This window comes from Brucella sp. IR068 (assembly GCF_049065885.1).
GTDB lineage: Bacteria > Pseudomonadota > Alphaproteobacteria > Rhizobiales > Rhizobiaceae > Brucella > Brucella intermedia.
Window position 1 is genome coordinate 273,707 of sequence record NZ_JBAKHE010000006.1, and the last position, 25,761, is coordinate 299,467.

Sequence of the window (25,761 nt, forward strand, 5' to 3'; positions counted from 1 at the left end):
GAAATCCGTTTCGCCGCGCCGCCATCTGTTATTTCAAGTGAGCCAAAGGGCTCGATCAGTCGGCCTTTTGCTCGGGGGCCGTGCGCGTGTCGATATCGACCACGACGCTGAGGCCCGCGCGGATCTTGCCGGATTCCAGCGCTTCCTTCGGGATCATGATGCGCACGGGAACGCGCTGCACGATCTTGGTGAAGTTGCCGGTCGCGTTTTCCGGCGGCAGCAGCGAGAACACGGCGCCCGAAGCCGGAGCGATGGACGCGACCTTGCCGTCGAACTTCGTGCCGTCGATAGCGTCGACATAGATATGCGCGGTTTCGCCGGTCTTGATCTTTGCGAGCTGCGTTTCCTTGAAGTTCGCGTCGATATAAAGCTCATTGACCGGGACAAGCGCCGCAATCTTCTGGCCCGGCGAAACGAGATCGCCCTTCTTGCCGGAAAGATTGCCCACCACCCCGTCGAAGGGCGCGCGCAGCGTCGTGAAGGACAGGTCGCGTGCGGCTTTGTCGCGGGCAAGTTCCAGCGATTTTACCGTGCTTTCGGCTTCGCTATATTGGGCGTTGAGCACTTCGATATTGGCCTTGGCAGAAGCGATCTGCGCATCGCTGCCGGCAACCTTGGCGCGCGCCTGGTCCAGCGAGGACTGGGCCGTGTCGAGTTCGGCCTGCGCGACGAAACGCGTGTCGTGCAGCTTCTGCACGCGCGCGATCGTGTTCTGCGCATTGGTCAGAACAGCCGTTGCGGCCTGCTTGTCGGCATCGGCCTGTTGCAGGGTTGCCTGCGCGGCGTCGGTCTGGGCCTTGATGCGAACGAGGGTCTGTTTCTGGGTCGCGAGCTTGGCTTCGGCTTCATCGAGCGCGATCTGGTAGTCGCCTGCATCGAGCTGGAAGATCACATCGCCAGCCTTGACCTGCTGGTTGGCGGCCACGGGGATGTTTTCGATATAGCCGGTAACTTTCGGCGCGATGGACGCAATGTCGCCCTGCACATAGGCGTCGTCGGTCGAAACCATGAACCGTCCGACCGTCCACCAGTCATAGGCGAACCAGAGGCCGCCTGCGACCGCGACCGTCAGAATGCCGGGCAAAAGTACGCGTTTGCCGAAGCCCTTCTTCTTGCCGCCCTTGGCGGTTTCCCTGGGTGCGGCTTCCTGCGGGTTCGGCGCGGTATGGGGCTGCGATCTCTCGCTCAGCGGCGCCTCATTCGTCGCCGGCTGGGTTGCCGAGGCGAAGTTCTTGGCGTTGGGAAACGGATGAATATCGGCCTTATCAACGGACTTCGGGGCGGACATAGGGAAACTCTCTGGACATCCTTGGGATTGAACCGCTCGGTTCGATGTTGACATAGATCAATAAGATGCGCATATCAAGAGCATATCGAACCGCTTGGTTCGAAAAAATTCAAGAGTCTCTAAAATGAAGCCTGATCGCAAGACCAAAGGAACAACGGATACGATGATGCATGACCGGAACCGGCATGATGGGAAAGATGTCGGCATTATGGGTCAAAGCAAGTCGTCCTGCTCCGAAACGGAATGCGGTCGCACGCGGCTGGGTGCCGGTCAGGACCCTGCAAAACGCCGCCAGATTCTCGAAGGCGCTCAGGACGTGTTCCTGCGCATGGGTTTCGATGCAGCCAGCATGAACGACATCACGCGTGAAGCTGGCGTGTCGAAGGGCACGATCTACGTCTACTTCAACAGCAAGGAAGACCTGTTCGTCGCATTGTGCGAACACTATCGCCACACGATGTTCAGCGAATTGATCGCCACTCTAGACAGCGGTTTCGGGAACCGTCAGGAGTTGACCGATTTCGGCGTGGCGCTGGTGACGCTCATCACTTCCTCCACCGCCATCCGCGCCCAGCGGATCGTGCTGGGCGTGAGCGAGCGCAAGCCGGAGCTTGCCGCGCGGTTCTATGAGCGTGGCCCGAAGCGCAGCCTCGTGGTGATGGCCGACTATCTCAGGCGGATGATCGAAAGCGGCAAGCTCAAGCCTTTCGATGCCGACCGGATGGCCTATCAGCTTTCCGATCTTTTCCTGTCGGGCCTCTACAGGCCGCGGCTTTTCGGGGCCTTGTCGGAGCCGCCATCAGCGGAAACGATTCGCAGCAATGTCGAGCTGGCAGTGGATTTCTTCTACAGAGCTTACGGAAATGAGAATGAAACTGTTCTGAAATAGAACAAGTTGAGCATGGCATTGCTTGATTCTCAAAAAAAGTTTACCGCCACACCAATTAACTTCTCATTTAGGCCTTATTTCGGCACCGCTTTTGTGTGCAATTCTTTGCTATCGATTAATTGAAGGTTGTCAGACCCCCTGTTTTTTTTGTCACTTATACAAAAGATTGAATGGCTTCAGGCCCCGATTCGGCCCCCTTTTTGGACACGGTAATAATCGCCTGCCAGCATTAAGGACATTATATTAATGACACTCGATCTGATTCATTTTCCGAATTTTAAGAAGACATTTTTTGGCACTTCCTTCCAGAGCGATACGCTTGCTCTGCTGACACGAATTCGCGACGAGATCGGTTGTCGTCACATCTTGCACACTTATCGTGGACGGATGGGCGATTGCTCGAAAACCAGTTCTTCCGACCTGACGGTCGTGATGACTGTGCCCGCCAACTGGGCCGCCCGCTACTCCACCAAGAACTATTTCGTTGTCGACCCGATCTTTCAGGAAGATGCGCCCTATTTCAAAGACGATGTAAGCGGCATCGTTCGCAATCTCCAGGAAGACGCAGACCAGTGTCCGGCTGTCGCCGACATGCTGCAGGATGCGGAAAAGCACGGGCTGGGCAATATTTTCATCGCCGTCTCGGCCCGCGGCCAGAAAGGTGCGGTCGGCTGTTCGCTGTTCAGCTTCGAGATCAGCCCGGACGAGGACCGTGAACAGTTCGTGGCGAAGCTTCGCCCGCGCCTGTTGAGCCTGTCGGGCATCATCCATTCGGCGCTGTGCGGCTGCAAGGATGTGGCGACGGTGTCCAGTCTTCTGACCCCGCGCGAAGTCGACTGCCTGCGCTGGGCCGCAAATGGCAAGACGGATGGCGAGATCGCGGAAATCCTGAACATCGCGCGTTGGACGGTGGTGACTTATCTCCAGAACGCCAAGATCAAGCTCAACTGCTCCAACCGCACTTCAGCCGTGGCGACGGCGCTGTCGCTCGGCATCATCGAAATGCCGGAAGTCCATCATCTGAACTGATGCCAGCGGACTTGCAGAGACAAGAACACCGGATGTTTCAGGCATCCGGTGTTTTGTGCTTTCAGGCCCTTTTTCTGAGCGGCAGGCGGGCGGCGTCGAAGGCGTTGGCAAGCCGCGCCGTGTTCCTGGCCGGGTCTTCGTCGGCGTCCTCGAAGGCGATGTGGTTCAGCTCAATCCCCGCCGTCTTGTCGGTCAGCGTCAGCCGAAAATAGGCGTAGACGCCCTGATTGCGAAACTCCATGTCGAGCACGATGGCCGGTGGCGACTGCCAGTCGCAGCGATATTCCCCGCCATGTCCGAGTTCCAGCGTGCCGGGAAAGAAATAAAGCTCGGTCGCCGAACTGACGATATCGGCGATATTGGCAAAAAGCTCGCAGCGTATGAAGGCGATGTAGTCGGCCGGATCGACCAGACGAAGATCGGTTGCGACTTCGCGCAGGTTCCCGGCAATGATCGCCTCGCGCTCGTTGGAGAATTGCAGGCTCTTCATGGTTTCACCGCCAATCTGGGGAACAGGCCGTCACTGTTCCGGAACATATAAATATCATGATTATCCAATTGTTCTTATGCATGTCTCACTCCCAGTTCCCACCTTTGAGACATGCTCTAATGTAATGCATGCCGCGTATTGATGACCCGGATCAGCTCGGCCACGGCCTTGTAGAATTCCGGTGCGATCATCTGGTCGACATTGACCTGTTTATAGAGCGCGCGCGCCAGCGGAACGTCCTCGAATATCGGGATGGAATGCTGCGCGGCGATCTCTCTTATCTTGAGAGCGATCAGATCCTGCCCCTTTGCCACGACGACCGGGGCCGCATCCTGATCGGGCTTGTAGCGCAGTGCTACGGAAAAATGAGTCGGATTTGCGACGATGAGCGTTGCCGTCGGAACGGTGTTGATCATGCGGCGGCGCGCACGGTCGCGACCGAGCGATCGCAGGCGAGACTTGACCAGCGGGTCGCCTTCCGACTGCTTCAGTTCGTCCTTCACCTCCTGCCGGGTCATGCGCAGTTCCTGCCGCCAGTGAATGCGCGACCAGGCAAGGTCGAAACCGGCAATTGCCGTGATGGCCAGAACATTGGCGACCAGCAGGCGCACCATGTTCTCACGCAGGAATTCGGGCAAGGCGCTGGGGTCCGAGGCGACCGCATCGGTGAAAAGGCTGTTGCCGCTGAAAAAGACGACGAAGACGATGACGCTCGCCGCCAGAAATTTGGCCAGCGACTTGAGAAACTCGACCTGACCGCTGCGCCCGAAAATACGCTGCCACCCCTTGAGAGGCGATATGCGCGAGGCCTGCGGGCGGATGCGCTCGCCAACGAAACGCGGCGCATTCTGGAACGCGGAGGCCGCAATGCCGGCAAGCGGAATGATGATGAATACCGGCACGAGGGCCGCGCCGACGGCGAGCGCCAGAACGCCGAACAGACGGCTCGCATCCTCGGCGCTGTTGAGGAGCCAGTCTTCGGGACGGTCGATCAGTTCCCGCAGGAAGACGGCAAGCTTCGTTGTGGCAGGTCCAGCGACAAAGACTGCGATGATCAGAAAGGAAGCGATGCCAGCGAGGATCGGCGTTTCGCGGGAAAAGGGCATGTTGCCCTTTTCCAAGGCGTCGCGGATCTTCTGTTCGGTGGCTTCTTCTGTTTTGCTTTCCTTGTCAGCATCATCTGCCATGGGTCACCGCAATCAGGACGAAGCTTCGCCAGCGTCGAGGGTGATGATGCCGCGTTCGGAAAGATCGATGGCGATACGGGCTATCGTGCGGCGCGCATCGGCAATGTTCTGCGCGGTTATGTTGCCCTGCTCGGCGCCAAGCTCGGTTTCCACCATGCGGCGGCCACGGGTCGAGAGCGAGGAGAGAACGAGTTCCTGAAGCCTTGTGTCCGCTCCGCGCAGCGCCGTTGCGATCTGTTCCGTCTGCACTTCATCGAAGAGCAGCAGGCGCGCGCGCTGCGACAGGCGCTCGATGTCTTCAAAGGTGAAGAGCTTGGCCTTGATGCGGTTGAGATCGTCGCGGTTGAGGTCTTCAAGGCTCGCCATCAGTTCTTCCATCTCGCTTCTGTCGAGCTGGTTGAAGATATTGGCGATCTGGCCGTGATGCGCCTTTACCGGTCCGGAATCGCTGCGGCCCAGAAGATCGCGCCGCAGCACGTCTTCGAGAAGTTCCGCCGCAGCCGGTGCGACATTGCCGATATGGAGCGAGCGCTGCACGACGGCGTTGCGCAACTGCGGCGGCAATACCACGAACAGCCGGGCCGCGAGGTCGGACGGCAGCTTCGACACGATATAGGCGATGATCTGCGGATGCTGGTCCGTCAGATAGGCCTGCAGGCTTTCCACCGGCAGGCGGCCGAGCTGCACCCAGACGGATTCCTGAACGAGTTGCGGCTGGACGCGCTCTTCCAGAACCGCATCGACCTCTTCCTGCGGCAGCGTTTCGCGCAGCAGGCCCTCGAACCGCTGGGCAGCTTCCGAAACCGGCGCGCCTTCGGCAAAGGAATCCTCGAACTGCTTGACCAGATGTTCGAAATCGAGCGGTGAAATCGGCTCCAGCGTGCGGGCATGACCGGCAAGCTTGCGCAGGTCCTCGGCATTGAAATGCTTGAGAAGACGCGCGGCCGCAGGGCGACCGATGGCAACGAGGATCGCCGCCGCCTTTTGCGGGCCGGTCAGCGTATCGACGAGGCCGCTGGCGGTCCCTTCAAGGTCTTCCGCGAGGGCTTGCTGTTCATTGTCGGCCATGGTCACGTCCGTTACTTGCCGATGATTTCGGTGAGGCTGACACCGAAACGCGAGGAATCGTCTTCAAGGACGATCACTTCGCCACGGGCGATGACGCGGCCATTGACCACGATATCGACCGGATCGCCGATCTGCTTGTCGAGCGTGATGACCGCACCGCGACCGAGCTTCATCAGATTGGCAACCGGCATGGTCGTGCCGCCAAGGACAACCTGCACATCGACGGGAATGCCCATGATGAGTTCGAGATTCGGCTTGGATGGCCCCTTCTGCGCGCTGCGCGGCTTTTCCTCGCGCAGTTCCTCAATGGCTTCGTCCAGTTCCTGCTGCATGTTCTTGTCCTCGGTTTCCTTGCTCATGCCTGGCCTGCGAGTTCGACCGTTGCCTTCCTGACCGTGCGGCGCACGAAGACCGGCAGTGCGTTCTTTTCCTTCGGGAGCGATTGTTCGGCGGCGGCGGTCCGGTCGTCGGTGCGCCGTGCGCTGTCGGCGACATTGCGCGCATGGCGGATGTCGCGGGTCAGCGCCTTGCGCAGCCGGTTCAACTCCTCGATCGCCTCTTCCATTTCGCGGCGCACGCGCTGCGTTTCGGCAAGGCGGGCTTCAAGCCTGGTGTTTTCGTCAGCCAGGGCAGTGCCAAGATCGGTGCGCTCGCTCTGGATGGCCTTGACGGCGCGCTCCAGCCCGTTGGAGGCGGCTGCGACGCGCAGCGCCAGCAGCTTGCCGAGCTTGATCGTCTCATTAGCCTTGCGGCCAACCACGATCAGGGCCGCAAGCGAGGCGAGAGCCATCAATGTGGAAAGCACGTTAGCCAGCAACAAGCTCATCGATGAAATCCTCTTCCTGATTGACCGGGTCGCCGACCTTGACTGTGAAATGAATGCCCGATTTGCCGAGCGTGCACTTGAAAAGCTGCTGATCGCCGGCGCGCAGGCGCACCTGCTCCATGGCGTCGGCGGGCAGTTTCAGAACCTGGCCGATTTCCAGCATCGACAATGCGTCCAGCGTCATCGATCCCTGCTGGATGAATGCCTCAAGCTCGATGCGCGCGCGACTGACCTCGTGCCGCATCTTCTTCGCCCAGCTCGGATCGGCCTGATTCATCGGGCGGCGTAAAAAGGCGGCCACGGCATCCTGCATCGGCTTGTGCGTGCTGCGCGGCAGCAGCAGGTGCACCCGACCGGTCTTGCCTGCGGCGGTAACATCGATGCGGCAGGCGAAAAGGCGCGAGCGCTCGAAATTCTCCCGATCGAATTCGGCGGTATCGATGCATTCACCGGCAGCAAAAAGCGTCTGGCCGTTTCCGGCGAACACCTGATCGAGCGATTTGGCAAGATGACCGGCCAGAAGTGCGGAAATCTTCTGCTCCAGCATGCCGAAGGGACGGTCCTCATCGACGGAACCGACATTGCCCCCGATATTGCCTTGCGCACCGAACATCGCCTCGATCACGGAGAAGACGAGGGTTGCATCGGCGGTCAGATAAAGCGTGCAGCCCCAGCGCTCGGCCTTCAGCGGCGCGATGATCGCAGCCTTGTCGAGAATGTCGGCAAAGGCGGCTTCGTCGGTGCTTTCCACCTGACCCGCATCAATGTCGAACGCGGCGGCGCAGCCATGTTTCAGCCGGTCGCAGAAATGCGTCGAGGCATCCTTGAACACATGGGCAAGCGATTTCAGGTCGTCGCCCGAAAGACCGGCTGCGCGCAGCACATTCTCGGCCAGAACATCGGTTTTGCGGTTTTGTCCCAATGTGGCGGTTTCGGCGGTGGTCATCTTATGCGGCCTGCTGTGTCGGCGCGCTCGCCATGGTTTCCTGCTCGACCACATCGATGGTCGGGCGATCATAGGCGGAGATGGTCTTGCGGCCATATTCCACGGCGATCTGCGGCAGGGAGCCGTTCATATAGGCGAGGAGCGTCTGCTTCACGACGATATAGAGGCGATTGTTCTTTTCGCGGGTCGATTTGATCTTGGCTGCGATCGGGCCGACCACGCCATAGGAGAAGAAGATACCGGCAAAGGTGCCGACGAGGGCCGCGCCGATCAGGTGGCCCAGCACTTCCGGCGACTGATCCAGCGCGCCCATGGCCTTGATCACGCCGAGGACGGCGGCAACGATGCCGAGCGCCGGAAGCGCTTCGGAAATGCTGACCATGGCATGGTAGGGCTTGAGCTTGTCGCGGGCGATGGTGTGGATTTCCTCGTCCATCAGCGCCTCGATCTCATGCGAGCGCACATTGCCGACGATGATGAGGCGGCAATAGTCGCAGATGAAATTGGTGAGGTCCTCTTTCTTCAATACGCTTGGATAGGCCTGAAAGATCGGCGATTCCTTCGGATTGTCGATATGCACTTCAACTTCATTGCGCGACTTGGCGCGCAGTTCGCGCATCAGGCTGTAGAGCACGCCCAGAACGTCCAGATAATCGCGCTGCTTTGGGACGGCATTGCTGAATGCCTCCATGCAGGCGCGGCCCGTGTCCTTCACGAGCGAAAAGGGGTTGGCGATGAAGAAGGTGCCGAGTGCGGCACCCAGAATGATGACGAACTCCCAGGGCTGGATAAGCACGCTCACATGTCCGCCCATGGCGATAAAGCCGCCCAGCATACAGCCCAGTGTGATGACAAGACCGACAATAATGCCCAAAGCTCGAGACTCCCGCCTACATTCTGTTTGCCGGGAACCTAAGTGCTGCGCCTTGCGCGAACCTTGTCTGCAGCGCGCAGATAAAATCAGCTTCGGACAAGCTTGGTCCTGCATAAGGATCGAAATAGAGTCAGGGGGTCATGCGCATGGTCGATACGATGACGAGCTATCGCCTGATCGCGTCGGATATGGCGCGGTCGTTGCAGCGTGTTTCGAAGGAACCGATGGTGGAGCGGGAAACCGCCTACTACAAGGAGAATATCGGCAAGGTGAAATCCGTCGATGATTTCATGGCCGACAGCCGCCTTTATAATTATGCGCTGAAGGCGTTCGGTCTGGAAGACATGGCCTTCGCCAAGGCGTTCGTGCGCAAGATATTGACCGAAGGCATCAAAAGCGATGATGCCATGGCCAACAAGCTGACCGACAAGCGATACAAGGAATTTGCGACGGTCTTCGATTTCGAGGGCAAGGGCGCGGAGGCGACCCAGAGCACGGCGGCGCAGCAGGGCGTGGTCGACAAATATCTCCGCCAAACACTGGAGACGGAAGCCGGAAGCCAGAATGAAGGCGTGCGGCTGGCGCTCTATTTCCAGCGCAAGGCCCCGACGCTGACCAATGCCTATGAAATTCTGGGCGACAAGGCGCTGGTGTCGATGATCCAGACGACCTTCGGCTGGCCATCCACCATATCCAATGCCGATATCGACAAGCAGGCGAAGATGATCGAGGACAAGATCGACTTCACCAAAATGTCGGACCCCGATTACGTCTCGAAGCTCATTTCGCGCTTTACCGCTATGTATGAGATGAACAACCCGACCGCGAGCAGCCCGGCGTCGATTGCGTCCCTGCTTCTGGGCGGCACTTCTTCCGTCGGCATTTCGATGGATATTCTGAGCACCTTGCAGAACTTCAAGCCGGGCGGGCGCTAAGCGATGCAGAACAATTCTATCTATGTCGGGCTTTCCTCGCTCATCACGCTGGAACGGCGGATGGATGCCATTGCCCATAATGTGGCCAATGTCTCCACGGTCGGCTTCCGGGGCGAGGGTACCAAGTTCAGCTCGATTGTTTCGGACAAGGCCAGCGACGATGTGAGCTTCGCGACCGCGGGCAAGAGCTTCATCCGCACCGAGGCGGGCCCGATGATCAAGACCGACAATCCGCTGGATGTTGCGGTCAAGGGCGATGTGTGGATGTCTGTCTCCACGCCGCAGGGCCAGATCTATACGCGTGACGGGCGCATGAACATGCTGCCGACGGGCGATCTCGTCACCGTCACCGGTCATCCGGTGCTGGATGTCGGCGGCGCGCCGATCGTGCTCAACCCGGCAGGCGGCGCACCGAAGATTTCAAGCGATGGCGCGATCTACCAGAACGGCGCGCAGATCGGCGCGATCGGTCTTTTCACCATCCCCGCCGATGCGGAGCTGACCTATGCCGGTACATCCGGCGTAATCCCCAACAAGCCCGCCCAGCCAGTGGCCGATGACAACAGCGTGGGCGTCGTGCAGGGCATGATCGAGGGATCGAATGTCGATGCCATGACGGAGATGACGCGCCTCATCAGCGTCAGCCGCGCCTTCGAGCAGGTCAACAACCTGCTGGCGCAGCAGGAGACGACCGTCTCCGAAGCCATCAAGATCCTGGGCTCCAGAAACGGATGACGCCTGATCTGCCGCTCTCCCGCGTGGCCGCCTTTGCCCGCCGGCAATCGGTAGCGCCGAAGTCGCTCACCGGTATCGGCGGAACGGTGAGCGACGTGTCGCGTTCGGCGATTGCGGTGCGCGGGCTTTCGCGGGATGCGCGGCTGGGCGATGCGGTGGCGATCCACGCGCAGGGCAGCCAATGCCTTGCCGAGATCATCCGGGTAGCGGACGCACAGGTGCTGGTGAAACCCTTTGACGACCGCATCATTCCCTCGCTCGGCGCTGCGGTTTTCGAGGAAGGCCCGCTGCAGATCCGCCCCGCGCCGGAATGGCGCGGCCGGGTCATCAATGCGCTGGGACAGGCGATTGACGGCAAGGGCGCATTGCAGCCCGGGACCCGGCCCATGGCGTCCGAGAGCCTTGCACCCGCCGCCTTGCGCCGTGCGCGGGTGGATCGGGGTTTGCGCACTGGCGTCAATGTCATCGATATTTTCACGCCGCTCTGCTTCGGCCAGCGTATCGGCATCTTTGCGGGTTCGGGTGTCGGCAAGTCGACCCTGCTTGCCATGATGACGCGTGCGGCGGATTTCGACACGGTGGTGCTGGCCTTGACGGGCGAACGCGGACGCGAAGTGCGCGAGATGCTGGAAGAAACCATGGCTGGCCATCTCGACAAGACCATCACCATCGTCGCGACGGGCGACGAAAGCCCGATGATGCGCCGCCTCGCGCCCAACACCGCGACGGCGATTGCCGAATATTTCCGGGACCTTGGCCATAATGTGCTGCTGATCGTCGATTCCGTCACGCGCTTTGCCCATGCCGCGCGCGAGGTGGCGATAGCGGCGGAAGAGCCGCCGGTTTCGCGCGGCTATCCGCCGAGCGTCTTCAGCCAGCTTCCGCGCCTTCTGGAGCGGGCGGGACCGGGCATTACAGAAGCCGGCGGCAGCATCACAGGGATTTATTCCGTGCTGGTCGATGGCGATGATCATAACGATCCGGTTTCCGACACCATTCGCGGCACGCTGGATGGCCACATCGTGCTCGACCGCGCAATTGCGGCGCAGGGGCGCTTTCCGGCGGTCGATATTCCGGGCTCGGTTTCGCGCCTTGCAAAGCACAACTGGACGCCGGAGCAGCGCAAGCTCGTCAGCCAGCTGCGCGGCATGGTTGCCCGTTTCGAGGAAACGCGCGATCTGAGGGCCATCGGCGCCTATCAGAAAGGCCATGACGGCCTTCTGGACCAGGCGGTCGATCTCGTGCCGCGCATATATGACGCCTTGCAGCAATCGCCGGAAACCGGCCTATCGGACGATCCCTATAACGACCTTGCCGCGGCACTGCGCGGCGACAGACAGGCGCAACACGCATGATGACGGGCTTTCAAAAGTCGAAAGAAGACAAGAACCTTGCCCAGCTTACGGCGGAGGTGGAAGCCGCCGCACGGCTCGAGGGCATGAAGAAGCCGCAGAGCAAGGTGGACCGCTATCTGAAGATCGCGGCAATCACGCTTGCTGCCGGAAGTGCGATGCTGCCCTTCATCACCTATTTGCAGCGGGCCGATCTGGGCGCGCCGGAAAAGGCCGAGCGCAAGATCATCGATCCGCTCGACCGTTCCGAACAGAAGACGGTGCGCCGCTTCCCGTCCTTCCGCCCTTCCGAACAGGTCGCGCCGAATGCGGATGTGGACGATACGATGACGGGTTCCGTCATGTCGAACGGCAAGGGTCTTCCGGGAACGGGGGCTGGCGGCGGCGACGGCAATGGCGGCGACGGGCAGGCCATGCCCAAGCCGGTTTTCGCATTGCGCGAGGTTGTCGGCGGCATGGCGATGATCGAGGATACGTCCGGCTACTGGTTCGTTGAAAAAGGCTCGCTGCTGCCTGATGGCAGCCGCCTCGTTTCCATCGGTCGCGGTGCAGGAACATGGCAGCTTACGACGTCATCGGGCGATGTGATCCAGAAGGCGCCGTAAGCCATTTTTCAGGTCCCCGCCCCCAGAGGGCGGGGCAGCTAAAGCATTTCCAGCAAAAGTGTGAAACGTCTAGGCGGGGAAATCAGTTCACTGGACTGATTTCTATCCCGCTTCGATGCGCTGGATAATGCGACAAAACAAATAGTTAGAGCGGTTCCGGCTTTCTGTCAGAACAGGAACCGCTCTGGTCAGAACTCATATTTCATGATGAGTTCGCCGCCGATGACCTCTCCCGTCATCCGGAAGCCTGTCTGCTCATAGAGCCTCCGGGCACCATCGTTTCCCGGCTGAAGGCCGAGGATGACGAAAGGGCAATCCGGCAGTTCCGACAGCAGGCCCAGCAATTGCCTGAGGGCTGCGCGCCCATAGCCCTTGCCCTGATGGCGCGCATCGATCACGAGGCGATAAATCCAGTAGTTTCCATCGTCCTCATCAAGGGCATACATGGCAAAGCCGACCGGCTCGCCTCCAGCCCTGACAAGGAGCGGAACACAGGCCGGATTCTCCCCGGCATCTTCAAGCGATTCCTCATTGCTGGCCACGAAGCCCTGCTGATGCGGATGGGGATTGAGGGCAATCACCTGCTGGTAGTCCGTCTGCCTGACCGGTTCGAGGGTCACGGCGGTATCGTCTGCAGCGCGAGGCTGTCCATTCTGTTTCATGACAGTGGGTTCCTGTAAGGCGCATGTGCGCGCCATGAAGCGATTTCATGCATCCGGTGGATGCACGACGCTCCGGGTTTCGATGAAGAATGCCCGCTGGCCGACAGGAAACGTCGGAAACGCCTTAAACGGTCGCGCCTCCGCGCGATCCGAAACCAGCGAGCGCGGCAAATTCTGTCTTGTTCAGCATGTCGCACCTCCCGGTTCGCGTTGACGATGGCTGGCAGTTAGCCGGTTTCCCAGCATCACGCAAGTCTCGCACAAGATTCGCCCTGTAGGTTAACGAACAGTGAATAAGGATGGCGGGTAATAGATATGGGGCCGATTCATCTCTTCGATCTGGCCGCAAGGCAGGCGCAGTGGCTGTCGGTAAGGCAGGCCACGGTTGCGGGCAATGTCGCCAATGCGAATACGCCGGATTTTCGCGCGCGTGACGTGCAGCCCTTTGCGGATGTGCTGGACAAGACGCAGCTCACCATGGCTGCCACCAGCCCTTTGCACCTGGAAGCCGAAGCCGACGGGATCGCCGGCGCGCGCCTGCGCCCCGACGACATCACCGAGCAGACCCATTCCGGCAACACGGTCGATGTCGAACAGGAAATGATGAAGGCCGGTGAGATCGCCCGCGAATATTCGCTCAACACAAGCATCGTGAAGGCGTTCCACCGCATGATGCTGTCGGTAGCGAAGGGATAGTCATGTCTTCCGATGCCTTGCAGAGCACATTGAAGATCGCAGCGTCGGGCCTTTCGGCCCAATCGACGCGTCTGCGCATTGTTTCCGAAAACATCGCCAATGCGCAGTCGACTGCCAAGACCGCCGATGCCGATCCCTATCGCCGCAAGACGGTTTCCTTCCGCACCGAGCTGGAGCAGGGCACCGGCGCCGCCGAAGTCCGCATTGCTGAAGTCGGCAAGGACACGTCGCCCTTCATCGAACAATACGAGCCGAGCCATCCCGCAGCGGATGAGCGCGGCTATGTCCGCTATCCCAACGTCAACATGGTCGTTGAAATGGCGGACATGCGCGAAGCCAATCGTTCCTACGAAGCCAATTTGCAGGTCGTGAAACAAGCCCGTGAGCTGATTTCCATGACCATCGATCTCTTGAGGAGCACATAATGTACGACTCGATCATGAGTATTTCGGCGCGCAATGCCCTGTCGCGCCTTTCCGAAACCGTCGTCGAAAAGGGCGTGGGCTCGGCTTCCGCGCCGCAGGCCGTTCCGGCGACGCCGGGCGCTTCCTTCGGCGAGGTCCTGTCGCAGATGACGGATTCCGTCGGCCAGAAGCTGGAGGCCGCCGAAGCAACCTCCATCCAGGGTATCAAGGGCGATGCGCCGGTGCGCGACGTGGTCAGCTCCGTCATGGAAGCCGAGCAGTCGCTTCAGACCGCCATCGCGATCCGCGACAAGATCGTGCAGGCCTATCTCGAAATCAGCCGCATGCCCATCTAGCGTCTGATCCGGAAGTCGCCGTTTGCAACCCGCATGGCGACTTATGATTCAGACTTCTGTCCAGACGAGAGATTAAGGACGCGCCATGAAAGCCCTGACGATTGCCGCAACAGGCATGAACGCCCAGCAGCTCAATCTGGAAGTGATCGCCAACAACATCGCCAATATCAACACGACCGGCTTCAAGCGCGCACGTGCGGAATTTTCCGATCTTCTCTACCAGTCCGAGCGGACGGCAGGCGTGCCCAATCAGGCAAACCAGTCCATCGTGCCGGAGGGCGCGCTGGTCGGCCTTGGCGTGCAGACGGCGGCGGTGCGCAACCTCCACATTCAGGGCAGTTTCAACCAGACCGGCAATCCCTACGACGTGGCGCTGACCGGGCGCGGCTGGTTCCAGATCCAGAGCCCGACCGGCGAGACGCTTTACACGCGCGCCGGTGCGTTCAACAAGAACCCTGACGGCCAGCTCGTGACGCTCGACGGCAATCCGGTCGAACCGGCGATCACCATTCCGCCGGATGCCATTGAAGTGACGATCACCGATACGGGCCAGGTTTTCGCGAAATTGCAGGACCAGATCAATCAGGTCGATCTCGGCCAGCTCACCCTTGCGAACTTCACCAATGAAGCGGGTCTGGAGCCGCTCGGCGGCAATCTCTACCGCGAAACGGAAGCATCCGGCGGCCCATTGGTCGGCGTTCCGGGCGATCCCGGCTACGGCTCGATCAAGCAAGGCTATCTCGAAGCGTCCAATGTCGATCCGGTGAAGGAAATCACCGATCTCATCACGGCGCAGCGCGCCTATGAAATGAATTCCAAGGTCATTCAGGCTGCCGACGAAATGGCGGCAACCGTGTCGAAGAACCTGCGCTGACGGTGATGGCGATGGGGCTGGCGAAAGCAATCTTCCGGAAAACAGGGCTGGCGCTTGCAGGCGGATTGCTGCTCGCGGCAACAGCCGGTGCGAATGCTGCCGATCGCATCGCTTTTGTCGTGCCTTCGGCCACCGTCTATCCCGGCCAGATCGTGAGCGACACGGCCCTTCTGGAAAAGCAGTTCTTCATCAATGCGCCCGCAGCAAGCCAATATGTGCTGTCGCTCGATCAGGCGGCGGGCAAGGTGGCGCGCAAGACGCTGCTTCCGGGCAAGCCGATCCTCGTTTCGGCCCTGGGCGAGCCGTCGCTGGTCACGCGCGGGGTTCCGGCGCCGCTGGTGTTTACCGCCGGTACGCTGACAATCACCGCCATGGGAACGCCGCTCGAATCCGGTGCGGCTGGCGATTTCATCAAGGTTCGCAACGTCGATAGCGGCATCATCGTGTCCGGCACGGTGCTGGCAGATGGGCGTATTCAGGTGGGGATGCAGTGAGAAAGACTTTCGCCATCCTGCTCGCCGTCCTGGCGCTTGTTTCCCAGCCCGCCGCAAGCCTTGCGGACGAGTCGTCCAAGAATGCGCGGGAATTCGGTTCCGCAGTGGATGCCGATGCCGATTGGCTCGGCTCCGGCGGCGATCCGTCCAAAATGGCTTATGCGGAGCTTGGTCGCGGCAGCGCGGTTGCGCGCCTGAAGGACATCGCCACCATTCAGGGCGTGCGCGAAAACCAGCTCGTGGGTTATGGTCTCGTCATCGGCCTCAAGGGCACGGGCGACAGCCTGCGCAATTCGCCCTTCACCGAACAGTCCATGCGCGCCATGCTGGATAATCTCGGCATCAGCGCGCCGCGCAATTCCACCCGTTCCAAGAACACGGCCGCGGTCATCGTGACCGCCAACCTGCCCGCCTTTGCCGGTGCCGGTTCGCGCATCGACGTCACGGTATCGTCGCTCGGCGATGCGACCTCGCTGCAAGGCGGTACACTCGTCATGACCCAGCTCATGGGTGCCGACAACCAGATCTATGCCGTCGCGCAGGGCAACATGATCGTGTCCGGCTTTTCAGCGGAAGGTGAAGCTGCAAGCGTGACGCAGGGCGTGCCGACCTCCGGGCGCATTCCCAACGGCGCGCTGGTCGAGCGCGAAGTGGCCGGCAATTTCGGCAAGGAAAGCGAAATGATCGTCGAGCTGCGCGATCCCGATTTCACCACTGCCGTGCGCGCTGCCGATACGATCAATGTCTTCGCCAAGCGCCGTTATGGTCGCGGCGTGGCCATTGCGCGCGATGCCAAGACGATCCGCCTGTCGCGTCCGAAGAACGTGCCTGCGGCGCGTTTTCTGGCCGAACTCGAGGGTCTGCCGATCACGACCGACGAAGTGGCGCGTGTGGTGGTGGATGAGCGGACGGGAACCGTTGTCATCGGTGAGAAGGTGCGCATTTCCAAAGTCGCGATCAGCCACGGCAGCCTGACGGTCCGCGTGACGGAAACGCCAATGGTCGTCCAGCCTGAGCCGTTCAGCGACGGCGTGACGGCGGTTGAGCCGAATACCGATATCGCCGTCAATCAGCAGAACGCCAAGATCGGCATCCTGACCGGCGCCAACCTTGAAAATCTGGTGAAGGGCCTGAACCAGATCGGCGTGAAGCCGACCGGCATCATCGCGATATTGCAGGCCATCAAGACATCCGGCGCGCTTCATGCGGAACTGGTGGTGCAATGACCAAGGCTCGTAGAATGATCCGGTATGGTTCGGCGGTGGCGCTGTTTCTGGCGGCGTCCGTTCCCGCTTTCGCCGATCCGCCATCACTCGGCAATCTCGATGAAATCCGCAAGTTCTGCGGCAATATCGACGATCAGGCGGCGGATGCCCGCTATGCGCTTCAGGCCAGACAATTGACCGAGCTGAAGGCCGATGTCGAGGAGCGGATGCGGGCGCTTGAGGAAAAGCGCCGGGAATATGAAATGTGGCTGAAGCGCCGCGACGAGTTCGTCAGCAAGGCGCAGGATTCGCTGGTGGATATCATCTCGAAGATGAAGCCGGAGGCGGCGGCGGCGCAGATGACGCTGATCGGCGATGAAGCGGCGGCAGCCCTGATCCTCAAGCTTAATCCACGCGTCTCCAGCATCATCCTCAATGAAATGTCGCCGGAAAAGGCGGCCAAGCTCGCCCGCGTCATCGTCGGCTCGCAGCGCACCTCGACCGCGCCGCAGCCTGTCAGCGACCAGCGCGCCGCAGCGCAGACCGGGAATACGGTGCAATGAAGAACAGTATGAACAAAGCCATCCTTGCAGCAGCAACCCTGGTCCTTCTTGCCGGTTGCGCGACCAAGCCGGAGGAAATCGGCCGCGCGCCCGACCTGTCCCCTGTCGCGGCCAATCTCGGCATGCAGAACAATCCGCAGTTCAACGGCTATCCGGCGCGCCCGAGCAAGGCGTCCTATTCGCTCTGGGACCAGCGTTCGACCAATTTCTTCAAGGACCCGCGCGCGGCGACGCCCGGCGATGTGTTGACGGTTATCATCTCCATCAACGACCGCGCCAATCTGGATAACAAGACCGACCGCGAGCGCGTGTCGAAGGGCATTTACGGCGCGGGCGGTTCCTTTGCGACCAGCAGCAGCACAGGCGCTGGCGCCGGCGGCGACATGGACGCTTCGGTCAACACCCATTCCGACAGCAAGTCGAAGGGCAAGGGCACCATCGAGCGCAGCGAAGACATCCGCCTGCAGGTCGCGGCCATCGTCACCGACACGCTGCCGAACGGAAACATGATCATCCGCGGGTCGCAGGAAGTGCGCGTCAACAATGAACTGCGCGTGCTGAACGTCGCCGGTGTCGTGCGCCCGCGCGATATTTCCGGCAACAACACGATTTCCTACGACAAGATCGCCGAAGCCCGCATTTCCTATGGCGGGCGCGGACGACTGAGCGAGATTCAGCAGCCCCCTTACGGCCAGCAGATTCTCGATCAGGTTTCTCCCTTCTGAGGCATGCCGGATATGAGCGACACGACGACAACGGAAACGGACGGCAAGGCGAAAAGCTCGCTGACGACGCTGCTTGCGGCTGTCGCGGTCCTGACCGTCATCGCCGGTGGCGGCGGCTGGTATCTGGGCGGCATGATTTCCGCCGATCAGTTGGCGTCGGCAAAGGTCTCCGGCAAGGAAGACAAGCCGAAAAAGGGCGACTTCGAATCGCGCTCCATCGGCACGGTCGTGCCCTTGCAGCCGATCGTGACCAATCTCGGCATTCCGCAGGATACTTGGGTGCGCCTCGAAGCGTCGCTGGTGGCAAAGCCCGGACATGAAATTCCGGCGGCGCTGGCGGCAAGCGTCGGCGACGATTTCCTGAGCTTCCTGCGCAGCGTCAATCTCATGCAATTGCAGGGCGCGGCGGGGCTTGCCTATCTGCGCGCCGATCTGGAAGAACGCGCTCGCCTGCGTTCGGAAGGCGCGGTCGACCGCGTCTTCATCTCGGCGCTGGTGGTAGAATGAAGAAGCTCCTTGGCCTCGGCGTCATCCTGACGCTCGCCCTCACGGTGTCCGCTCAGGCGCAGCAGGCGCTGACGCTCGACAACCTGCTTCCAGCAGGCAGCGGCGCGGCGAGCGGCCAGATCGTGCAATTGTTCGGGCTGCTGACGGTGCTTTCCATCGCGCCGGGCATTCTCATCATGGTGACGAGCTTCACGCGCTTCGCCATCGCCTTTTCGCTTTTGCGTTCGGGCCTCGGCCTCCAGACCGCGCCCGCCAGCATGGTGATGATTTCGCTCGCCCTGTTCATGACGTTCTATGTCATGGCACCCGCCTTCGACCGGGCCTGGAACAACGGCGTGCAGCCGCTGATGCGCAATGAAATCACCCAGCAGGCGGCTTTCACCGAAATTTCCCAGCCTTTCCGCGAATTCATGCTGGGACAGGTGCGCGACAAGGATCTGCGGCTCTTTGAAGACCTCGCCGATCCATCCTTCCGCACCGGCGATGACGGCATCGTCGATTTCCGCGTTCTGGTCCCCGCCTTCATGATTTCTGAACTGCGGCGCGGGTTTGAAATCGGCTTCCTGATCGTGCTGCCCTTTCTGGTGATCGATCTCGTCGTGGCCACGCTCACCATGTCCATGGGCATGATGATGCTGCCGCCGACGGTGATCTCGCTGCCGTTCAAGATTCTGTTCTTCGTGCTGATCGACGGCTGGAACATACTGGTCGGAAGCCTGATACGTTCGTTCTCCTGACCCGTTTTGGTACGCTTCAAACCGCACCAAGCAAAATTCCGAATGGGAATTTGCGAATCGGTTAAATTTTGACGGAATAAATTAGCCTTTCTTTAATGTTTGGGTTCTAACTGTCGGCTCATGGTGGGTTTCCGCGCGTTACGCGGCAACAGGCATGATGCCGCTCCACCATGCCGGTAATCTGAAACCCGGCCTGTCCCTCAGATTGTTTTTCCCAAGGGGCAAAAAACTATGGCTAGCATTCTTACAAACTCTTCGGCTCTGACCGCTCTCCAGACGCTTGCTTCGACGAACAAGTCGCTGGAAGCTACCCAGAACCGTATTTCGACCGGTCTTCGTATTTCCGAAGCTTCGGACAATGCTTCGTACTGGTCCATCGCGACCTCGATGAAGTCCGACAACAAGGCCAACTCGGCTGTCCAGGACGCTCTTGGCCTCGGCGCTGGCAAGGTCGATACCGCTTACACGTCGATGAACAAGATCAAGGATCAGGTCGACGAAATGAAGAAGCTCCTTGTTAGCGCGCAAGGCGCCAGCAAGGAAGACCAGGATAAGATCGCAACGCAGATCACTGCGATTCAAAACAACATCAAATCAGCTGCCAGCAACGCTAATTATGCAGGTTCGAATCTGCTTGTTAACGACGGCACGACTGATCTTAAGGTTGTCGCTTCGTACAATCGTACCGACACGACCGTGAAGGTCGACACCATTGATGTTAAGGCCTCTGAAACGCAGGTATTTGGCAAAGCCGCAGATGGCACCGTTGATTATGCGACGGGCGCTGCTGCCGCTGTTGTTGCCGCTGATTTCTTCCAGGTTCCTGCTAACGCATCTCTGACCGACACCGAAATCAATGCTGCGATGGTCAAGGTTGAAACGGCTTTGAAGAGCCTGACCACCGGCGCTGCATCGCTTGGTGCTGCGAAGTCGCAGATCGACAGCCAGAAAAGCTTCCTGTCCGGTCTGTCCGACTCCATCGAAAAGGGCGTCGGCACGCTAGTTGACGCTGACATGAACAAGGAATCGGCTCGTCTGTCGGCTCTCCAGGTTCAGCAGCAGCTCGGCGTTCAGGCTCTCTCGATCGCCAACTCGTCGAGCCAGTCGATCCTGTCGCTGTTCCGCGGCTAATCATAACTGAGCCAGCATGGAAGCGCGTCCCGAAATGAGACGCGCTTCTGCAACGGGCGCCGGGTTGCCGGCGCTCGCGAGTTCTCAGGCAAATCAGGGGTTCGCATCCGAACCGACCTGATCGGATCGGATGTCTTTGGGCGGAAAACGGGGCGCGGGATTCATTCCGCGCCCCAATTCTTTGCGCTCATTTCCAGTTTCCGGAAGCACTTGCTTCATCAGCCGCCACTTTCGCGCAAGCTTCGCGGGCTAGGTTGCATCCATCATTATGGCGGTGGTGTGGATGCAGCAGAATTTCCAGCAATTGATCGAACAGCTCAAGGGTACGCTCGGCAAGCTTGGCGCGCGAAAACTCGTGGCGCTCGGACTTGTGGGCGCCGCGCTCATGGCCGCGATCCTCTATACGAGCATCTATCTGAGCCGCCCCTCCTATGAGACGCTCTATGTCGGTCTTTCGCGTGACGATGTGAACCGCATGGGTCTGGCGCTTGGCGAGGCAGGCATTCCTTTCGATGTGAAGGCCGATGGCTCGTCCATCCTCGTGCCCATCGGCAAGGCGGAAAACGCCCGCATGTATCTGGCCGAAAAGGGCCTGCCGACCTCGAACAATGCCGGTTATGAACTCTTCGACAATATGGGTTCGCTCGGCCTGACCTCGTTCATGCAGGAAATCACCCGCGTGCGCGCGCTGGAAGGCGAAATCGCCCGCACCATTCAGGCCATTCGCGGCGTGAAGGCCGCCCGCGTCCACATCGTGCTCGCCGAAAAGGGTTCGTTCCGCCGTGGCGACCAGAAGCCGTCGGCCTCGGTCGTCATCCGCGCCGAAGGCGGCTTTGCCGCCGAATCTGCCCAGTCCATCCGCCAGCTGGTCGCCGCCGCCGTTCCCTCGCTCGATGCTTCCGCCGTGACCGTCCTCGACACCAATGGCCGCCTCCTGGCCTCGGCTGGCGAAGCCGCCAATGGCGCAGCGCTGATGACCGCCTCGCTGGAGCAGCAGGTCGCAGGCAATGTGGACGACAGCATCCGCAAGGCGCTGGCGCCCTATCTCGGCATGGGGCATTTCCAGACGAGCGTTCAGGCAGTGCTCGATACGGACCGCCGCCAGACCAACGAAACCATCTTCGATCCCGAATCCCGTGTCGAGCGTTCGGTGCGCGTTGTCCGTGAAAGCGGCGATTCCCGCAACAATCGCAACGACAACGCAACCGGCGTCGAACAGAACATTCCGCAGGAAGAAATCCAGAATCGCAACGGCGAAAGCTCGTCGGAAAAGACCGACCGCCGCGAGGAACTGACCAATTACGAAATGAACAGCAAGACGGTTTCCACCGTCAGCGACGGCTATACCGTCAAGCGCCTGTCCATCGCCGTGGTCATCGATCAGGCGCGGCTTCTGGAAACCGCAGGCACCACGCCGCCGCCCGCCAATTTCGTCGACCAGCAGATCGCCAAGATCCGCGACCTCGTGGCAACCGCCGCCGGCCTCAACGCGGATCGCGGCGACGTCATCAACGTGACCGCCGTCAACTTCCTCGATCCTGCCGGTGCCGATATGGAACCGGTCTCCACGCCGTGGACCGACACGGTGCTTCGCCAGAGCGGCTCCTATGTCAATGCGCTTGCGATCCTTGCCGCTGTCGGTCTGCTGATCTGGTTCGGCCTGCGTCCGCTGCTGCGTGACCAGAATGCCAGGACTGCCGGCACGGAAGTCGCCATCCGCGAGACAAGCGACGTGGCTGCACCCGATTTCGTCGGCGGTCAGGCGGCAGGCGAAGGCGTACAAGGGGCGCAGGGCGTACAGGCCGTCATCGGTGGGCCGGAAGCCTATGCCGACCAGATGAAGACAAGCCTCAGCGATCTTCGCCAGCGCATGCGCATGCCCGCAAAGCTGCGACTGGAACAGATGATCGACATGGACGAAGAGCGCGTCGCAGCCGTTCTCAAGCAGTGGATTCACGAAACCGCCGCCAGCCGCGAGGGCCAGCCATTGAGGGAATCGACCGCAAAGGCTTCGGTCATGCCGGAGCTTGAGGCGGCCTGACGATGAGCGCGCTTTCCCTCAGCCGTTATCTTCCCGATTTCTCGACCCATCACATAGAGGATGAGGCGGTCGAGATCATTGCTGCGCCTTTGCCGCCGAAACCGCTGAAGGAAACGCCCGCGCCGCAAGCTGGAAGCGAGGCGCCGAAGCGTGCGGCTTCTGCCGAAAAATCCGCTGCCGCCGAGCAGGCGGAAGTTGCGGCCATCATCGCCGGCGAGGAAGAAAGGCGCGCTGCCTTTGAAGCCGGGCGGGAAGATGGACACCGCGAAGCCGAGGCGCTCTACGAGGCGGAGAAGACGCGGCTTCTGCGGGAGCATGAGGCCGAAATCGAAACGTTGCGCGCTGCATTCTCGCGTGAGCAGGCCCTGCTTCTGGCAGGAAGCCTCACCGAAGCGCTGGCCGCGCTGGAGCGCAGTTTTTCCGGCCAGATCGCGGAAATCCTGATGCCATTGCTGGCGCAAAAGATGGAGCGCGAGGCGGTTGCGGAATTTGCGCGCCGCATTGCGGCGCTGGCGCTCGACGGCGAAGCGCCGGAAATTTCCGGCCCGGCGCGGCTGGTTGCGCCGCTCCGCGATCACGCCGCCCTGCTGCCGTCCGGCTGCAGGTTCTCGGAAACCGGCGCGGACGAACTTTCCTTTTCCTTTGGCGACCGGGTGCTTGAAACGCGCATCGCGCCGCTTCTTGAAGAATTGAAGGCTGCGGTGCAATGAACATCGATCCCGAAACCAAGCGCGAGATCATCATTGTGCGCCGCGGCGGGCATGACGACCATGACAGCCATCATGGCGGCGTGTGGAAGATCGCCTATGCCGACTTCATGACCGCCATGATGGCCTTCTTCCTCGTCATGTGGCTCATCAATGCCGCCAATGAGGAAACCAAGGCGGCGGTTGCCAGCTATTTCAATCCCGTCAAGCTGATGGACCGGCATTCAAGCCCGAAGGGCGTGCAGGATGTCGAGGAGAAAGACGGCAAGGTTCGCTATGAAAGCGACCAGAAGATCGAAAACAGCACCAAGGTCATCAACGATACGACCGTCGCGCCGCCAAGCGAACAGGAAGAGCGCCAGCTTTTCCGCGAACCCTATGCGGTGCTGTCGGAACTGGCCCACGAAACCGGCGTTCTGCAGAACCAGTCTGCCAAGGGCGATGGCGGCACGTCGAAATCCGGCCCCGCAACAGGCGCCGATGGCGGCGAAGCCTATCGTGATCCGTTCAGCCCCGATTACTGGTCGAGCAAGGCTGTCGAGGACCTGACCCCGCCGGATGCGGCACCGGCCACGCCGCCCAGGCCGGAAGCGGCCCAGCCGAAACCGGAGGAAGCTGCAAAGCCTGCGGAAGCGCCAGCAGACACGCCAGCAGAAAAGCAGGAGCAGCTCATTGCCGATCTGAAAAAGGCGGCTGAGGGCGAAACCGCGAAGGAAGGTACGGCCGCAAAGAAAGCCGAGCCGATGCCCGATGTGACGGTCGTTCCCGTCGATGGCGGCGTGATGATCCAGCTTACCGACAAGATAGACTACGGCATGTTCACCATCGGCTCCGCCAAGCCGGACGCCCGCGTGGTGCAGATGCTGGAGCGCATCGCCCAGGTGATTTCCCGCCAGCCGGGCGAAGTCATCATCAGCGGGCATACCGATGCGCGTCCGTTCAAGAGCGCGACCTATGACAACTGGCGTCTCTCTTCGGCGCGCGCGCAGATGGCCTATTACATGCTGGTTCGCGGCGGGCTTGATGAAAAGCGCGTGCTGCGCGTGGAAGGCTATGCCGACCGCCAGCCGAAGAACGCCAATGATCCGAATGCGGCTGAAAACCGCCGCATCGATATTTTCCTCAAGTCCGCGCCATGAAGCGGTTCGCCACGCGCTCACTCCTGGCATGTGTGGCAGGCCTTTCCCTGGCGGGAGCGGCCTCTCCGGCCTTTGCTCAAGCCCAGGCGCAGGCGGTGGCCGAGACCCGCACGCTGCCGGTGCTGGAACCCTACAAGCTCGTGCGTTCGCTGCGCATGTTGCAGGACCAGATCGTCGCCGGAAAGCCGGAAGCGGTGGTCATGCTCAACAAGCTTCTGGGCTTCGTCAGCACGGATATGGGGCGGGCGTCGGGCGACGTCTGGCACAATCCGGAAAATGTCTATGCGGCGATCATCTATCTCTTCAATGGCGGCAATCCGGAAGCGGTGCGCAAGGTACTTGCCGACCTCAAGACGGATGCCGTGCCGCCGGAACTGGTCAAGGGAGCGCTTGCCTATGCTTCCGGCCAGACGATTGAAGTGGTGAAGCTTTTCTCTGTTCCGCTGGCGCCCGATGTCCCGTCGGAACTGAAGGCCTCCATCGTGCTCGTCACCGCCAGCCAGATGACGGCCTTCGATCCGGCGACGGCCCTGATGCGGCTCGATCAGGTGCGGCTCGATGCGCCGGGCACCCTGTTCGAGGAAGCGGCGATCCGCCGTTCGATGCCGATTGCAGCCCGGCTTGGCGATGCCGACAAGATCAGGCTTCTGGCGCGAAATTATCTCCAGCGCTTTCCCCGTTCGCCCTATATGCGTGATTTCATGGCGCAATTTGTCGATGCGGCCGTGAAGCTCAACGACCGTATCGGCAATGCGGAACTGGCAAGGTTGATCGGTTCGGCTGATCCGGTGATGCAATATTCGCTCTATCTGCAAATCGCGCGCGGAGCGCTTGTCGATGGTCAGACAGAGCGGGCGCGTTTCATGTCGGCAGAGGCGAAAAAGCTTGCCGACAAACTGAAAACCGACCCCACCCGTGCAAATCTCTATGCGGCGGCAAGCGATGTTGCCTCGGATTCGGCAGGCAGCGCGCTGCGGGAACTGTCGCAGATTTCGCCCGACAAGCTGCAGGAACCGGATCGCAAGCTGCTGAAGGCCGCCGAAGCGGTCGGCACGGTCGTCACCCGCACGCCGGATGCCTCGCCGCCCGCAAAACCGGCCCTGACCGAAAGGGATGTGCCGCCGATGGCAACAGCGAATCCGCCGGAAAACCGGGCGGAAAAGCCGGTTGCGAACCCTGCGGCAGCTCCGATGGCCGTCAGCCTGAAGCCTGTCAAAAACCAGCCGGAAGACGATTTGCAGAAAACGATGGAAGATGCGCGGCGCAAGCTTGCCGAAATCGATGCCTTGCTAGGAA

General features: G+C 60.6%; 29 protein-coding genes and 1 pseudogene. 21 read left to right on the plus strand and 9 right to left on the minus strand.

The features are described from left to right. Window positions 1–55 precede the first annotated feature (55 nt). Window positions 56–1,288, minus strand: a complete 1,233-nt coding sequence (locus tag ACOWVS_RS12810) for an HlyD family secretion protein (RefSeq protein WP_075041755.1) — start codon at window positions 1,286–1,288, stop codon at window positions 56–58. A gap of 124 nt (window positions 1,289–1,412) precedes the next feature. Between ACOWVS_RS12810 and ACOWVS_RS12815 the strand changes: the two genes are divergently transcribed. Together ACOWVS_RS12815 and ACOWVS_RS12820 are read left to right on the plus strand one after the other, a co-directional pair. Continuing rightward, the gene (locus tag ACOWVS_RS12815) at window positions 1,413–2,177 is read left to right on the plus strand and encodes a TetR/AcrR family transcriptional regulator (RefSeq protein WP_006471427.1); all 765 of its coding nucleotides are present in this window, start codon (window positions 1,413–1,415) and stop codon (window positions 2,175–2,177) included. A 246-nt stretch (window positions 2,178–2,423) separates the two neighbouring features. After that, on the plus strand, window positions 2,424–3,206 hold the full coding sequence (locus ACOWVS_RS12820) for a helix-turn-helix transcriptional regulator (protein ID WP_006471428.1): 783 nt from the start codon (window positions 2,424–2,426) through the stop codon (window positions 3,204–3,206). 61 nt (window positions 3,207–3,267) lie between these two features. Here the strand turns inward: ACOWVS_RS12820 and ACOWVS_RS12825 are convergent, their stop codons facing one another. From ACOWVS_RS12825 to motA, 7 genes are all read right to left on the minus strand, one after another. Then, complete coding sequence (locus ACOWVS_RS12825; RefSeq protein WP_006471429.1) at window positions 3,268–3,696, minus strand: hypothetical protein; 429 nt, start codon at window positions 3,694–3,696, stop codon at window positions 3,268–3,270. A 116-nt stretch (window positions 3,697–3,812) separates the two neighbouring features. Further along, on the minus strand, window positions 3,813–4,883 hold the full coding sequence (gene flhB / locus ACOWVS_RS12830; RefSeq protein WP_006469427.1) for a flagellar biosynthesis protein FlhB: 1,071 nt from the start codon (window positions 4,881–4,883) through the stop codon (window positions 3,813–3,815). A 12-nt stretch (window positions 4,884–4,895) separates the two neighbouring features. Next, window positions 4,896–5,951: a flagellar motor switch protein FliG gene (locus tag ACOWVS_RS12835; RefSeq protein ID WP_006471430.1), complete on the minus strand. Its 1,056-nt coding sequence runs from the start codon at window positions 5,949–5,951 to the stop codon at window positions 4,896–4,898. Window positions 5,952–5,962: 11 nt separating this feature from the next. Then, complete coding sequence (gene fliN, locus ACOWVS_RS12840; RefSeq protein ID WP_006469425.1) at window positions 5,963–6,310, minus strand: flagellar motor switch protein FliN; 348 nt, start codon at window positions 6,308–6,310, stop codon at window positions 5,963–5,965. Further along, window positions 6,307–6,777, minus strand: a complete 471-nt coding sequence (locus ACOWVS_RS12845) for a BAB2_0123 family type IV secretion system effector (protein WP_006469424.1) — start codon at window positions 6,775–6,777, stop codon at window positions 6,307–6,309. The genes fliN and ACOWVS_RS12845 overlap by 4 nt, the downstream gene beginning before the upstream one ends. After that, window positions 6,758–7,723, minus strand: coding sequence for a FliM/FliN family flagellar motor switch protein (locus ACOWVS_RS12850; protein ID WP_006469423.1), 966 nt, complete (start codon window positions 7,721–7,723; stop codon window positions 6,758–6,760). Before ACOWVS_RS12850 ends, ACOWVS_RS12845 begins: the two co-directional genes overlap by 20 nt. A gap of 1 nt (window position 7,724) precedes the next feature. Then, a complete protein-coding gene (motA, locus tag ACOWVS_RS12855) occupies window positions 7,725–8,597 on the minus strand; it encodes a flagellar motor stator protein MotA (RefSeq protein ID WP_021585290.1) in 873 nt (290 codons plus the stop codon). A 146-nt stretch (window positions 8,598–8,743) separates the two neighbouring features. Here motA and ACOWVS_RS12860 point away from each other — a divergent pair, with 146 nt between their 5' ends. The 4 genes from ACOWVS_RS12860 to ACOWVS_RS12875 are packed head-to-tail and all read left to right on the plus strand — an operon-like array spanning window position 8,744 to window position 12,224. Continuing rightward, complete coding sequence (locus ACOWVS_RS12860; protein ID WP_006471433.1) at window positions 8,744–9,532, plus strand: DUF1217 domain-containing protein; 789 nt, start codon at window positions 8,744–8,746, stop codon at window positions 9,530–9,532. A gap of 3 nt (window positions 9,533–9,535) precedes the next feature. Further along, a complete protein-coding gene (gene flgF, locus ACOWVS_RS12865; RefSeq protein WP_006469420.1) occupies window positions 9,536–10,267 on the plus strand; it encodes a flagellar basal-body rod protein FlgF in 732 nt (243 codons plus the stop codon). Next, window positions 10,264–11,622 (plus strand): flagellar protein export ATPase FliI, encoded by a 1,359-nt coding sequence (gene fliI / locus ACOWVS_RS12870; RefSeq protein ID WP_006471434.1) that lies wholly within the window; start codon window positions 10,264–10,266, stop codon window positions 11,620–11,622. The genes flgF and fliI overlap by 4 nt, the downstream gene beginning before the upstream one ends. Beyond that, on the plus strand, window positions 11,619–12,224 hold the full coding sequence (locus tag ACOWVS_RS12875) for a hypothetical protein (protein WP_006469419.1): 606 nt from the start codon (window positions 11,619–11,621) through the stop codon (window positions 12,222–12,224). The genes fliI and ACOWVS_RS12875 overlap by 4 nt, the downstream gene beginning before the upstream one ends. 188 nt (window positions 12,225–12,412) lie before the next feature. On the opposite strand, the gene ACOWVS_RS12880 is transcribed toward ACOWVS_RS12875, so the two are convergent. After that, window positions 12,413–12,886, minus strand: a complete 474-nt coding sequence (locus ACOWVS_RS12880; RefSeq protein WP_006471436.1) for a GNAT family N-acetyltransferase — start codon at window positions 12,884–12,886, stop codon at window positions 12,413–12,415. Between the two features lie 315 nt (window positions 12,887–13,201). Here ACOWVS_RS12880 and flgB point away from each other — a divergent pair, with 315 nt between their 5' ends. From flgB to ACOWVS_RS12955, 15 genes and pseudogenes are all read left to right on the plus strand, one after another. Then, the gene (gene flgB, locus ACOWVS_RS12885) at window positions 13,202–13,582 is read left to right on the plus strand and encodes a flagellar basal body rod protein FlgB (RefSeq protein WP_006469417.1); all 381 of its coding nucleotides are present in this window, start codon (window positions 13,202–13,204) and stop codon (window positions 13,580–13,582) included. Between the two features lie 2 nt (window positions 13,583–13,584). After that, window positions 13,585–14,007, plus strand: a complete 423-nt coding sequence (flgC, locus tag ACOWVS_RS12890; RefSeq protein WP_006469416.1) for a flagellar basal body rod protein FlgC — start codon at window positions 13,585–13,587, stop codon at window positions 14,005–14,007. After that, window positions 14,007–14,342 (plus strand): flagellar hook-basal body complex protein FliE, encoded by a 336-nt coding sequence (locus ACOWVS_RS12895; RefSeq protein ID WP_006469415.1) that lies wholly within the window; start codon window positions 14,007–14,009, stop codon window positions 14,340–14,342. Before flgC ends, ACOWVS_RS12895 begins: the two co-directional genes overlap by 1 nt. Window positions 14,343–14,427: 85 nt before the next feature. Beyond that, window positions 14,428–15,216 carry a flagellar basal-body rod protein FlgG gene (gene flgG, locus ACOWVS_RS12900; RefSeq protein ID WP_006471437.1) on the plus strand — a complete coding sequence of 263 codons (789 nt, stop codon included), beginning with the start codon at window positions 14,428–14,430 and terminating at the stop codon, window positions 15,214–15,216. 11 nt (window positions 15,217–15,227) lie between these two features. Then, on the plus strand, window positions 15,228–15,710 hold the full coding sequence (flgA, locus tag ACOWVS_RS12905) for a flagellar basal body P-ring formation chaperone FlgA (protein WP_006471438.1): 483 nt from the start codon (window positions 15,228–15,230) through the stop codon (window positions 15,708–15,710). Then, window positions 15,707–16,936, plus strand: a complete 1,230-nt coding sequence (locus tag ACOWVS_RS12910) for a flagellar basal body P-ring protein FlgI (RefSeq protein WP_006469412.1) — start codon at window positions 15,707–15,709, stop codon at window positions 16,934–16,936. The genes flgA and ACOWVS_RS12910 overlap by 4 nt, the downstream gene beginning before the upstream one ends. Continuing rightward, window positions 16,933–17,478, plus strand: coding sequence for a MotE family protein (locus ACOWVS_RS12915; RefSeq protein ID WP_006469411.1), 546 nt, complete (start codon window positions 16,933–16,935; stop codon window positions 17,476–17,478). Before ACOWVS_RS12910 ends, ACOWVS_RS12915 begins: the two co-directional genes overlap by 4 nt. After that, window positions 17,475–18,203, plus strand: coding sequence for a flagellar basal body L-ring protein FlgH (gene flgH / locus ACOWVS_RS12920; protein WP_021585286.1), 729 nt, complete (start codon window positions 17,475–17,477; stop codon window positions 18,201–18,203). The genes ACOWVS_RS12915 and flgH overlap by 4 nt, the downstream gene beginning before the upstream one ends. 12 nt (window positions 18,204–18,215) lie before the next feature. Beyond that, window positions 18,216–18,710 (plus strand): flagellar basal body-associated FliL family protein, encoded by a 495-nt coding sequence (locus ACOWVS_RS12925; protein WP_006471440.1) that lies wholly within the window; start codon window positions 18,216–18,218, stop codon window positions 18,708–18,710. Then, entirely contained in the window at window positions 18,707–19,447 is a 741-nt protein-coding gene (gene fliP, locus ACOWVS_RS12930) for a flagellar type III secretion system pore protein FliP (RefSeq protein WP_006469408.1), read from the plus strand. The genes ACOWVS_RS12925 and fliP overlap by 4 nt, the downstream gene beginning before the upstream one ends. A 231-nt stretch (window positions 19,448–19,678) precedes the next feature. After that, window positions 19,679–20,578, plus strand: a complete 900-nt coding sequence (locus ACOWVS_RS12935; RefSeq protein WP_006469407.1) for a flagellin — start codon at window positions 19,679–19,681, stop codon at window positions 20,576–20,578. Between the two features lie 268 nt (window positions 20,579–20,846). Next, window positions 20,847–22,619, plus strand: a complete 1,773-nt coding sequence (gene fliF, locus ACOWVS_RS12940) for a flagellar basal-body MS-ring/collar protein FliF (RefSeq protein ID WP_006469405.1) — start codon at window positions 20,847–20,849, stop codon at window positions 22,617–22,619. Window positions 22,620–22,621: 2 nt separating this feature from the next. After that, on the plus strand, window positions 22,622–23,329 hold the full coding sequence (locus ACOWVS_RS12945) for a hypothetical protein (RefSeq protein ID WP_063621285.1): 708 nt from the start codon (window positions 22,622–22,624) through the stop codon (window positions 23,327–23,329). Continuing rightward, window positions 23,326–24,465, plus strand: coding sequence for a flagellar motor protein MotB (locus ACOWVS_RS12950; RefSeq protein ID WP_006469403.1), 1,140 nt, complete (start codon window positions 23,326–23,328; stop codon window positions 24,463–24,465). Before ACOWVS_RS12945 ends, ACOWVS_RS12950 begins: the two co-directional genes overlap by 4 nt. Next, window positions 24,462–25,712 (plus strand): annotated as a pseudogene (locus tag ACOWVS_RS12955) (chemotaxis protein); the annotation flags it as partial. The gene ACOWVS_RS12950 and the pseudogene ACOWVS_RS12955, both read left to right, overlap by 4 nt. Between the last annotated feature and the right edge of the window lie 49 nt (window positions 25,713–25,761).